This window comes from Pseudoalteromonas sp. SCSIO 43095 (assembly GCF_023650455.1).
In the GTDB taxonomy this organism is placed as follows: Bacteria; Pseudomonadota; Gammaproteobacteria; order Enterobacterales; family Alteromonadaceae; genus Pseudoalteromonas; species Pseudoalteromonas tetraodonis.
This window is the reverse complement of the sequence record NZ_CP087995.1, coordinates 334,249-346,793: the sequence shown is the minus strand read 5'-3', so window position 1 is coordinate 346,793 and position 12,545 is coordinate 334,249. Positions and strand designations below refer to the sequence as shown.

Below are 12,545 nucleotides of genomic sequence, written 5' to 3'. Positions count from 1 at the left end.
TACTCACTTATGAAAAGGTAAAACTAGGAAATAATTGCTTAGCAGTGCTTAAATCAAGCAACATTAGTCGCTGACTGGTTTTATCGAGCAGATAATACTGACCATTTGCTTCATATAATAAGTACACCCAAGGTAGGGGCTCACCGGCGAGTTCAAGCGTGGCTGCCGATAGTGGCTTATTCATATCAAGCGCATCAGGTGTGGTAGTGGTCATCAGCGCGGTATTTTGCCATAAATAAACAAGCTCACTAAGTTGCTGCTCTGAGCCTTGCCAACTAAGCGGTACATTTTTTTGCAAAGCAGTAGTACGCCAACTAGTGCCAATACGCTCAATTTTTTGGTCGCTAAATTTAAGTGTTAATACAAAACTTTGCACAGGAAGTAGTGGCTGCAATTGCGCCTGTGTTTCATCATTCCCTATGTTTTTATGCAGTCCATTTAAAAAGAAGATCATAATCAACATCGAAAAAATAATAACATTGTTCCAACCTTTGCGGCCGAGTTGCATGTGGGTCTTCCAATTAATAATATCGATTTAAAGTGTAACCAAAACTTAATTACACTGTCTATATGTTAAAACCCAAAGACTTTGCTAGAATATCGGCAAATTTTAAGGAGTTTAGTCATGTCAATGTATGTAGTGGGCCATAAAATCCCAGATTCAGATTCAATATGTGGTGCAATTGCACTGGCGTATTTAAAAAACCAAATTGATGAGCCAGCAATCCCAACTCGCCTAGGCGAAGTGTCACCTGAAACACAATTTATTTTAGATAAATTCGGTTTTGAAGCACCTGAGCTAAAACTTAGCTACGCTGGCGAAGACGTTTATATTGTCGACCACACAGAGAAAACCCAAGCGCCTGACGATATTGATCAGGCTCGCGTTGTTGGCGTGGTTGATCACCATAAATTAGGTGATTTAACTTCATCAACTCCGCTTGAGTGTTGGATCCGCCCTGTTGGTTGTTCAAACACCATTATTAAGATGATGTACGATTTTTATAACGTAGAGATCCCTAAAGACATTGCCGGCATTATGCTTTGCGCCATTTTAAGCGACACGGTTATTTTTAAATCGCCAACCTGTACCACAGCCGATATTAAATGTGTTGAAGCGCTTGCAGAAATTGCAGGCATTGAAGACTTTAAAGAACTAGGCATGGACATGTTCCGTGTTAAATCAGCCGTTGAAGATACGCCAGTACGTGACTTAGTAATGCGTGATTTTAAAGACTTTAACATGAACGGTAACCTTGTTGGCATTGGTCAGTTAGAAGTTATTGACCTTGCGGTATTTGACGAGATTAAAGCCGACCTTGAAGCCGACATCGCCAAGCTTAAAGAAGAAGGCGGTCGTCATTCAGTATTTTTACTACTAACCGACATTATGAAAGAAGGCTCACAAATGCTGATTGCATCAGACGATGCCAGCCTTGTTGAGCAAGCCTATGGTGAAAAGCCAGAAGACGGTAAAGTATGGCTAGACGGCGTATTGAGCCGCAAAAAGCAAGTAGTACCACCACTACAAGACGCTTTTAAGGGCTAGGTTCGAGGTTCGAGGTTCGAGGTTCGAGGTTCGAGAAACTTAAAAACCTTGCGGTTAACATCGCAAGGTTTTTTTATACCTGTAGCAGCGGGTTCACCCCGCGTCAGGTATTAGGCTCAAGGTGCTAGGTGCTAGGCTCTCTGTCCGCAGCTCTTGGCCCGTCCGTTACGGTATAAAGCCCCACCTACATTAAAATACCTGCTATATTTACTTATAAAATAAAGGCGTTAGGCTCTAAGTGCTAGGCTCGAGCTTCAAGCCGTAACCCGCAGCCCGCAGCCAAAACATAAGGACATAAAATGCAAATACTTCACCATGGAGCAGTCAATGGCGTAACAGGCTCATGCCACCAGCTGATAATAAACGATCAAAGCTCTTTTCTAATTGATTGCGGATTGTTTCAAGGAGAAGATTCTGTAGATGATCTAAGCATTGAATTTAATATAGACACAGTTCGCGCGCTTATTGTTACTCATTGCCATATTGATCATGTTGGCCGCATTCCCTATTTATTAATGGCTGGATTTAAAGGACCAATATTTACCTCTATTGCATCAGCAAGTTTACTGCCGTTAGTCATTGAAGATGCATTAAAAGTGGGCGTCACGCGAGATCAAAAAATAATAGACACCTGCTTAAGGCTACTTAAACAGCAAGTTGTCGAAATCGATTTTAAAACCTGGTTTGATCTTCCTTGTAATGGGGAGCACACAGCCAAAGCCCGACTTCAACGAGCAGGGCATATTTTAGGCTCCGCTTATGTAGAAATAGATATAAGCACGCCTCCTTATAAAGCGAGCAATATTCATAGAGTGGTTTTTTCAGGTGATTTAGGCGCGCCCTATACGCCTTTACTACCCGCCCCTAAAGCCCCCTATAAAGCAGATACTTTAGTTATTGAGTCAACCTATGGAGATAAAAACCATCAAGGGCGAAAACAACGTACGCAAACCTTAAAATCTGTGATTGAACGCGCTGTTGCCGACAACGGCGTAGTACTTGTACCTGCCTTTAGTATTGGCCGCACACAAGAGCTGTTATACGAACTTGAACAGCTAATTCATGCCTCTACAAAAAATTCACCTTGGCGCACAATACAAGTAATACTCGACTCCCCCATGGCGGCTAACTTTACTCAACAGTACCGAAGGTTTAAATATTTATGGGATGAAGAGGCAAAACAAAAAGTAGCCAAAGGCCGCCACCCACTCGACTTTGAAAACCTCACTACAATAAATACCCATAGTGAGCACTTAGCGTTAATAAATTACTTAGCCACCCGTCAAACACCTGCCATTATTTTAGCAGCAAGCGGTATGTGCACCGGTGGGCGAATAGTTAACTACCTAGAGCGCTTTTTAACCGACAAAACCACCGACGTACTCTTTGTAGGTTACCAAGGACGCGGCACATTAGGTCGCGACATACAAACCTATGGCCCAAAAAATGGCTATGTAGTTATTAATAATACCCGCATTAATATAAACGCCAAAATACACACCATAAGCGGCTACAGTGCTCACGCCGATCAAGCAGGTCTCATCAAATTTGTAACCGGTATGCGCAAAAAGCCCCGCCATATAAAAATAGTCCACGGCGATGATGACGCTAAAAATGCACTCGCAGCAAAATACAGGGAAATATTGGGAGATGATGTAAAAGTTGAAATTGGGAAGGGATAGGTTCGAGGTTCGAGGTTCGAGGTTCGAGGTTCGAGGTTCGAGGTTCGAGGTTCGAGGTTCGAGGTTCGAGGTATTTAAAAACCTTAAGGTTAATATCGCAAGGTTTTTATATCCGTAGCAGCGGGTTCATCCCGCGTCGTTATTAGGTTTTAGGTTTTAGGTATTAAGCCCGTCACCCGTCACCCGTTGCCCGCTACCTGTTACCCGTTACCCGCTGCCGTGAACCCAAACACCGAGCTTGGCTTAATCTCTACCTAAAACCCAATACCTAGCACCTTTGTCTTTAACCAGACGCGGAATAAATCCGCTGCTACACCAGTCAATCTTAACCCGCTTCTCGCAGCCCGTCGCCCGCTGCCGTGAACCCAAACACCGAGCTTGGCTTAATCTCTACCTAAAACCCAATACCTAGCACCTTTGTCTTTAACCAGACGCGGAATAAATCCGCTGCTACACCAGTCAATCTTAACCCGCTGCTACACCAATCAACCTTAACCCGCTTCTCGCAGCCCGTCACCCGTTGCTCGTTACCCGTCACCCGTTACCCGTTACCCGTTACCCGTTACCCGTTACCCGTTACCCGTTACCCGTTACCCGTTACCATTGTTGTGATTCAATATCTTTATTATCTACGCTCATTTCTATTTGTTTGTTAAGTAAGTTAATTAATAAAATACTGCGCATGTCGCCACTGGGCTCTTTGTAAATTGCTTGAATACCTTGAAAAGAATCGTTATTAACGCTCACTACATCACCCGCTTTTGGCATCGTTGACTCAACAGTTTGTGAACATTCACTTTGTAATTGTTCAATTAAACTTATGGGTACCACTTGATAACTCGCACCATAAGACACAAACCCACCTATACCGCGGGTATTTTTTACAGCAGAAAAGTTACCGCTTTTTAATTCAAGGCGAACAAATAAGTAATTAGGAAACAAAGCTAACTGCTTAACAGTGCGACGACCTTTAATGAGCTTTTCTGTTGTTAATTTGGGGTAAAATGCCTCAATCCCTTGGTTGGTTAAATTAGCTTTTGCCCTTTCCTCTTGTCGTGGCTTACACATAACTAAATACCAATTTTCCATACTATATCCTGTAACCTTAGCTTAACGAGCAATCGTCAGCATTTATCTAACCGAACGCACTATTGTAAACTACTCACAGACTTGATGCGAGGTAGATAGTTAGGTTCGAGAAATTTAAAAACCTTGCGGTTAACATACGCATCGCAAGGTTTTTTATGCCTGTAGCAGCGGGTTCACCCCGCGTCAGTATTAGGGTTTAGGGTTTAGGCGCGTAACTCGTCGCTCGTAACGTATCGGAGTTTTTCAAGGGGAAACACAAGAGAAAAGTGTGACTTTTTATTGAATGTTAGATCCCTTCAATAAAACAAATTGAAAAGTGATCGCGGTAGGAGTGAGCATTACAAACCAGTGAACTGGTTTTACGGGTGAAGTCGATTGATAGGTATAGTGTGGTGTTTATGCGTAAAAGCCCCAATGTCACTTATGTAAAATATCAATGTTTGTACATGATGACCGTTTTTAATGGCCTAACTCAATAAGGTATGACGGATACGATAAATATTCATATTATGTAAGTGAAGCTTTATGAGGCAGGCGCGGCAAACCATCGCTTGAGAGATTGAATAAACATGACCACCTAAATCGGCAACCATGCCGCCATTAAAATTCGGCCCCCTTTAACGTTAAATCTTCAAACACTAAAATGTCATTTTCATTGGTTATCTGTCGTGAAATTTTGTGCTCAAAATAGAGTTTTTGCTTAAGGTTTTACCGCATAATTTATTGATGCATTGTTTTATTTTCTCCCAGCGATTTGCCCCTTTATTTCGTCAGTTAAACGTTTACAAAACACCTAATCAAGTGCATAAAAAAGACTTGGAACTTTCGCCCCAAGCCTTTCATTAAAACTGTCACCTATTTCAAAACGTGACAGAAATCGTTATATAACAGTGATAACCGTATTTAGATCATCGATTAACTAATCTGCGGGTAAAAGCGAATACAATTAAAATTAAACTGAACCAGCCTAAGCTACCACTATCACTAGAGTCTTCAACGGGTTTTTCAACAACAGGTGCAGCCACTACATTAATGTTAAATTGTTCTGTTACAGGCTGTGAAATTTCACCATCGGTAACAGATACGGCAATAGTTACCGTACCAATATGTGCATCACCAGGCGTACCTGAAAAAGTTCTAGTGTCTGCTTCAAAACTCAACCAGCTTGGCAACTCTGTACCATCTTCTAATGTTGCAGAATAAGTCAGCTCATCGCCTTCATCAGCATCAGTAAAAGTTTGCGCATCAAAGGTAAAGCTATACGCAAGACCCGATTGTGCTTCCTGATCTGGAATTGCTATGTTGACTACGGGCGCCCTGTTCTTTTGAATAACAACAACTTGGGCACTCGCATTAACAGTTTCGTCATTAGCTAGCTCAACCACTACTGTTACCGTTTGCTCGGCAATATCGACAGGCCAAATTATCTGACCAGCTTGAGCAGCCAATTCAGTTGCAAGATTTAATTGACCACTAGCATGAACTAGTTTGACATTTAGCTCATCATTTTGGTCTAGTCCTGCAACATCCCAAGAAACTCTTAAGTTTTCACCATTAAAGACAACGTTTTCAGTGTTGATTAAAATACTTGGTACTATGTCAACGACGACATCAAACATTACTTGCTTACTATCGATTGTAATATCAAAAGATTGAGCTTCAACATTTTCGCCTGAAACGTCTAAACGATATAAACCTAAAGGCAAACCGTTAAAGGCAAATCGTCCGGCAAGATCGCTTAAAGTGGTGTTAACTAAATCAACCTGTATACCTTCAGCCGTGAAGAGTGATAAATCTACATTAGCTACTGCATGGCTGTTAGCAGAAACAAATCCAATAAGGCTTGCTTGGTGTGTATTAATTACCACACTTTCAGCAGTGCTGATTTGATCATCGTCTGTTATGACAAAAACACTATAGTAGTAAATCGTATCTCTAGATGCCGAAGTATCATTACATTCGTTAGCAACTTCACTACAAATCTTCAGGCCATCATTTGGACTTACAGGGAAATCATCTGTGCTTCTTACAGTGATCACTTCAGCAATATTTGGCAAGTTAGGTAATGTCCATGTAAGTTGAACATCGCTACCGTTTGAGCTGGCTTGCAAATAGCTTATAGCCTGAACGGCCACAGCGGTTTCACCACTATATGTGGGCTCAACAATGGTATTGTCGATAACTGCGCGCACATCACTATTAACTTTAATAACAAAACGCTCATCGCTAGTTATTTCTTCGTAGTTTATGACTTCTAGTGTGCCACTTTCTGTTGTGCGTTTTACAAAGACTCTAGCATTGGGGAATTGCTTATAACGTTCAATTTCTACTTCAAACTCACTTGCGCGAGACAAGTAAAGCTTTTCAGACATAAGTGAGCGACTGACATAGCTTACATCTTGTGCCATTTGCTCAGATAAAGGCATTAAACGAGCTGGTTCGTCAGTTTGCTTGTTTTTCACCGAAACAATACGAGCACCCTGCACGACGACCTGCGTATGAACTAAAGAGTTCATAGTAATAGCCGCTTTATTACTATTTCCTTTTACATTTTGCTCAGTAACACCTTCCTTACTAGCATTCAAATAAAATGCATTTTGTGCTTCTTGTGCAGTGCTATGAAGCTGTAACTCATCATTAGTAACACTAGCAAATCTGGTCATTGAACCACTGTTAGCATACGGGTTGTACGCCACAAAATCACCGTATTGGCTTTGCACTGTGCCTGTTTTTTTGAAGTCAACGACAAAATGCGGGATAGTGCTTAACGCATCGCCAGTAAATTCTAATTGGCTATAACTGCTTGGAAAGTTATTATCATGCGTTACAAGTACGGTAGTGTTGTTATATTTAATTAGTTGGGTTGCCACGATGGCATGACCACCTTTTACAGTGAAGTAGAACACCAGTGGGGATGCTTTATCATTAGTGAAATGTTTAGCATAATAGCTACTTAGCTGCTCAACATTGCTAAAACGTGAGAAACTGGCACTACCGGCGCCACTATTTGCTCCGCTCCCCGAGTATGCGCCTTGGGTAACAAAGTAATAAGCAATTTGCGCCATACTTTGCACAATATCATTATTGTTCGTTGCAATATATTGACTCACGTCTTTAGGTAACGGTTTTGGTGTTTGCGTTTCACGGTATTGCCAATGGTCATTATAGAGTGCGGTAATTGTTTGCGCAGAGCTACCCTCAACAATTGAGCTACCCCAAGCTGATGCTTGTGCGCTGTTATTAAAGTTACTCGCCGCTGAAGTGGCTAATCCATAGCACACTCCGCCGAAACTGCGATTTTCTCGAACACTTTTATCAATGCCGTCATATTTACCGACAATTTCATAGGCTTCATCTCTACGATGTTCAGGTAAAATAGGCGTGATACCATCAGCAACATTAAGTAAGGTACCATGCACTTCAAGTTGCTCGAGTGAACAGTTTCCTAACACCCAGCAAGCAATGCCTCCGTCAGCTAACATGGCATCACTCCAACCACCATTTTTAAAGGCATAACCATGTTGGTCAACATTAAATGAAGTACCATAAACACTCAAATTGTTTAAATCCTTTATAACTTCACACTGCTCAGCTAAACAAATAGACATGCTGGCATCTTTAAGCACATAAGGTGCATTATTCAGGGTGAAGTCTACTTTAAAAGCCTTCTTAGCAGCGTCAACTGAACATTCCCCTGGTAACTGCTGGTTACTATCTTGAACGATAAAGCTGTGCTGAGAACAAATATCCTCTAATGCACCACCACTTTTAGCAACTAGATCACGAAAATACACAGTAAAGGTATTTGAAACCTTGGCGCCACGTTTTTGATAAACTTTATCGGTTTCAAACTCAAAATTAAAAAGAGATTGCGCTTGGTTGAACCAGACATTGTCAATAGCAAAACCGGCGCGCTCTTCTGTTTCTATTGCAATACGGAAGCTAGCAATGTTCTCACCACTAATTTCAAAACGCTCAATACCATAGATGGAATCAAAACGCTTACCTAGAAGCTCGCCATTTTCGTTATACCAAGAAATAGCTGTTGAGCTGAGGTCATCAAAATAACCTGCATCAAGGGCAAACGTATTTACTGTTAAGGTTCTACTTGGATCCGCCGGGTCGACAAAATGCCCCTCAATAGCACCATTAAATCTTGGATAGCCCGATAACACCGGAGTAGTTGGGTTAGCACTATCTGAAGTGATAAATGGTGTATCTCCAGAGAAAATAATTCCTTTATCAGCATACTGGTCTGTTATGTAAGTGTTTGTAGCAAACTCTGAAAAGGTGATTATACCTTCCTGTGCCTCTGCCTGAACTTGGTTTTGTTTACTGAATTGTTGTTTTTGAATAGTGGGTGAAGAAGAATAAAACTCTTCACTATAAGCTTGTTGATTGGTCTGTGCGTTGGCCGAAGTGACTAAAAGACTATAAGCTAAGCAAGTTGACGCGAAAGTAACTTTATTACATTCCATAAATATTCCCTTTTATCAATAATGAAACACCCCTAAATAAAAACATGCAGTTAACTTTTATTTAACATCTTGGAGCCTGATTAGGATATATCAGTATACTTTTTACAGCAAGCGTCGACAGAATATTTAGTTTTTGAGGTTGGCTTGGGCTACGCATCTTATCGTGTGGGTATCTATTACACTTAATTATTCGCTTTTTAATCGTGGCAAAAAAATTCAGCAACCGCATTATCATGATAATGCGGTTGAAGCCTGAAGCGACTAAGTGATTTTAATGATCAAAGCTTAATGAGAATAAGCGATCAAAGTTAATGCAATTGGGTGTTCAAAGCTGGAGAGAATATGCAACTGTTAGATTTGATTGAGCTCTTGTTTGTTTAGCCCAACTGGTTAATTCGAGGTTCTAGGCTCGATGCCCATACCCCGTCGCTCGTAGCTCGTTACCCGATGCCCGTTACCCTTTAACCAACTTTTTCATATGCTCAGTAAACTCATTACCTAAACTTTCATGGCGCATGCTGTATTCTACAATGGCTTTTAAGTAACCGAGTTTATCACCACAGTCATGTGAGCGGCCGCTCATATGAAACGCTTCTACTGTTTCTTGTGCTATTAGCGCATCAATCGCGTCAGTAAGTTGAATTTCGCCACCAGCGCCAACGTGAGTTTTAGCAAGTAACGGCCAAATGTTTTTACTTAGTACATAACGGCCAACAATCGCGAGGTTTGAAGGGGCAACATCAACATCTGGCTTTTCAACCATGGCATTAATAGCGGCGCTTTCACCTGGGGTTAGTTCTACACCGTTAATATCAGCAATACCGTATTTGCTTACATCTTCCTGTGCTACAGGTTCAAGCATAATTTGGCTAGCTTGCGTTTGGTTAAAACGCTTGATCATCGCTGCTAAATTTTCAGTTTTTTGATTTGCCGTATAAGCATCGAGGATTACATCTGGCAGTACCACTACAAAGTCGTCATCACCCACAATTGGCTTAGCGCATAAAATAGCGTGTCCTAAGCCTTTAGCTTCACCTTGGCGTACATGCATAATGGTTACATCAGGTGGGCAAATAGAACGTACTTCATCAAGTAATGTACGCTTAACACGTTTTTCAAGCGTTGCTTCTAACTCAAAACTGGTATCAAAATGGTTTTCAATCGCATTTTTAGAGCTGTGCGTTACTAATACAATTTCTTTAATGCCCGCAGCAACACATTCGTTAACTATGTACTGTATAAGTGGCTTATCAACCAAAGGCAACATTTCTTTAGGGATGGCTTTGGTCATAGGTAACATACGCGTGCCTAAACCGGCAACAGGGATTACAGCTTTCATGCTAGTCCTTTAATTAAGTTTTTAATAATTTTGATAAATTAGCAGCTAAGCAATATATCTAAGCTGAATAATTTTATCTTTTTTAAATGTGCTGTGTAATATTATAAACCCCACTCTACAAAAAAAAACACCGGGCTCGAATTGAACTCAGTGTTTTAAATATTATAGTCTCTAATGCTTACTCAAATTTATCAAGGCTTTATCCAGTACCTAAAGCCCTTAATATTTATCAATCACTACCAAACAAGTCGCGAGTATACACCTTATCTGCAACGTCGCTCAGTTCCTCAACCATACGGTTTGATACAACCACATCTGATATTTGTTTAAATTCATTTAAGTCTTTAATTACACGTGAATGATAAAACTTACTTTCTTCAAGTACAGGTTCGTACACAACAACTTCGATACCTTTAGCCTTAATTCGTTTCATAATGCCTTGAATCGCAGAGGCTCTAAAGTTATCAGAACCAGACTTCATAACTAATCGGTATATGCCCACTACTTTAGGATCACGCTTAAAAATTGACTCAGCAATAAAGTCTTTACGGGTTGTGTTTGCATCTACGATCGCACCTATAATATTATTAGGTACATCGGCATAATTTGCGCGAAGTTGTTTAGTGTCTTTTGGTAAACAGTAGCCGCCATAACCAAACGAAGGGTTATTGTAGTGGTTACCTATACGCGGATCTAAACTAACACCTTGTATAATTTGCTTGCTGTTTAAGCCATGTGCTTCAGCGTAGCTGTCTAACTCATTAAAGTAAGCAACACGCATTGCTAAGTAAGTATTCGAGAATAACTTAATAGCCTCAGCTTCGGTCGAATCTGTAAATAGCACTTCAATATCTTGTTTTATAGCGCCTTGCTTAAGTAAATTAGCAAACACCTCTGCACGTTCACTCTGTTCACCAACGACAATACGTGATGGGTATAGATTGTCGTGTAAAGCCTTACCTTCACGTAAAAACTCTGGTGAGAATATTAAATTTTCTACACATAGCGATGTTTTAATATTTTTAGTAAAGCCAACGGGTACTGTCGATTTAATGACTAAAACAGCATTTGGGTTATGCGCTGTAGCATCTTTAATAACGGCTTCAACCGATCTGGTATTAAAGTAGTTATTTTCTACATCATAATCAGTTGGCGTGGCAATAATTACAAAGTCTGCATTTTTATACGCTGAAACCTTATCTGTAGTTGCTGTAAAATTTAAATCATTACGAGTTAAAAACTCACTGATTTCGGTATCAACAATAGGTGATTTTTTATTATTTAAAAGCGCTATCTTTTGTTCGTCAATATCGAACGCAACCACTTCATTATGCTGTGCTAATAACATAGCGTTAGAGAGGCCTACATACCCTGTGCCTACCACTGTAATGTTCATTAAAGATCCTATGCCTTTGAATTTTTTTGGAGAAAGTAATTTAAAATTTATATCTGCAGGTATAAAAACTTATGCCCTTAATTAACTACTCTATATAAGTGTTTAACTTGTTAATAGAGATTGCTGCCATAGATTACCGTAATAAAGATCAGCTTTAAAATCAGAAAAAGATTCAAAACCACTACCTGGAGTAAAAGTCATTTCTCCAAAAAGTACCTTCCCATCAACTAAATATAGATCGACTCTTACATAGTCAAACCCTTCAGCAAGCCTAACCGCCGCCTTTTTAAGCTTATTTAACTCTTGTAAAGAAGGTAAATCATAATCTCCACCACTATATAATAAATCATAATCTAAACGTTCAAAGTCTAGAGAATAGAGATTTCTTTTATGATTTGAGAATCGATCAAAATCAACTTGTAAAAAGCCCTCTGAGCCATTGAATATATGAAACTTAAAATCTTCTATATCTAACCCATTATTATCTATCAACTCTTCGATTATAATTTTTTTAGGTATTAGATCATATTGCGTTTCACCTAATATTGTACCTTTATAACGACTTACCATCGCTCTATCAAACTTTTTCCGTAGCTTATCATAATTTATAGTTGACTTATCTTTCACTATTTCAATGTGCTCATCCCCACTTCCAAAGTTTGTTTTTATAACAAAAGCTTTTGGTAGTTCTGAAAAATTAACATCACTAAATGAGCTAAAGTAACCTATAAGCGGAATTAAATAATCACCTCCTAACTTCTGTTCCACAACCCGCCTAACAGCATATTTATCCGACAGTTCTGAATACTCCGGGAGCATATTCAACTTTCGGAGTTGGAGTTTTTCTGTATAAGTCTTTGGATTAGAAAAGCTAATGACTTTTCTATGCTTCAAAAAAAAATAAATGAAAAGTCGAGCCTTTAGAGGTATTAATTTGAATATCTCAATTGTTGTCTTGTCTAATAATTTCATATTAATTTATTAACTTGTTTTTTATATGGCCAATCACAAT

General features: G+C 39.8%; 8 protein-coding genes. 2 read left to right on the top strand and 6 right to left on the bottom strand.

Going from position 1 to position 12,545, the window contains the following annotated elements:
* Positions 1-7 precede the first annotated feature (7 nt).
* Complete coding sequence (locus LOC50_RS01595; protein ID WP_250653500.1) at positions 8-508, bottom strand: hypothetical protein; 501 nt, start codon at positions 506-508, stop codon at positions 8-10.
* A 117-nt stretch (positions 509-625) separates the two neighbouring features.
* Between LOC50_RS01595 and LOC50_RS01590 the strand changes: the two genes are divergently transcribed.
* Together LOC50_RS01590 and LOC50_RS01585 are read left to right on the top strand one after the other, a co-directional pair.
* Positions 626-1,549, top strand: coding sequence for a manganese-dependent inorganic pyrophosphatase (locus LOC50_RS01590; RefSeq protein WP_055013427.1), 924 nt, complete (start codon positions 626-628; stop codon positions 1,547-1,549).
* 299 nt (positions 1,550-1,848) lie between these two features.
* Positions 1,849-3,231 (top strand): MBL fold metallo-hydrolase RNA specificity domain-containing protein, encoded by a 1,383-nt coding sequence (locus LOC50_RS01585; protein WP_250653499.1) that lies wholly within the window; start codon positions 1,849-1,851, stop codon positions 3,229-3,231.
* Positions 3,232-3,828: 597 nt separating this feature from the next.
* Here the strand turns inward: LOC50_RS01585 and rfaH are convergent.
* From rfaH to LOC50_RS01560, 5 genes are all read right to left on the bottom strand, one after another.
* Positions 3,829-4,320, bottom strand: a complete 492-nt coding sequence (rfaH, locus tag LOC50_RS01580; RefSeq protein ID WP_250653498.1) for a transcription/translation regulatory transformer protein RfaH — start codon at positions 4,318-4,320, stop codon at positions 3,829-3,831.
* Between the two features lie 908 nt (positions 4,321-5,228).
* The gene (locus LOC50_RS01575; protein ID WP_250653497.1) at positions 5,229-8,798 is read right to left on the bottom strand and encodes a putative Ig domain-containing protein; all 3,570 of its coding nucleotides are present in this window, start codon (positions 8,796-8,798) and stop codon (positions 5,229-5,231) included.
* Positions 8,799-9,252: 454 nt separating this feature from the next.
* Positions 9,253-10,137: a UTP--glucose-1-phosphate uridylyltransferase GalU gene (galU, locus tag LOC50_RS01570; RefSeq protein WP_250653496.1), complete on the bottom strand. Its 885-nt coding sequence runs from the start codon at positions 10,135-10,137 to the stop codon at positions 9,253-9,255.
* Between the two features lie 229 nt (positions 10,138-10,366).
* Positions 10,367-11,533, bottom strand: a complete 1,167-nt coding sequence (locus LOC50_RS01565) for a nucleotide sugar dehydrogenase (RefSeq protein ID WP_250653495.1) — start codon at positions 11,531-11,533, stop codon at positions 10,367-10,369.
* 102 nt (positions 11,534-11,635) lie between these two features.
* A complete protein-coding gene (locus LOC50_RS01560; protein WP_250653900.1) occupies positions 11,636-12,352 on the bottom strand; it encodes an ATP-grasp fold amidoligase family protein in 717 nt (238 codons plus the stop codon).
* Positions 12,353-12,545: the final 193 nt, after the last annotated feature.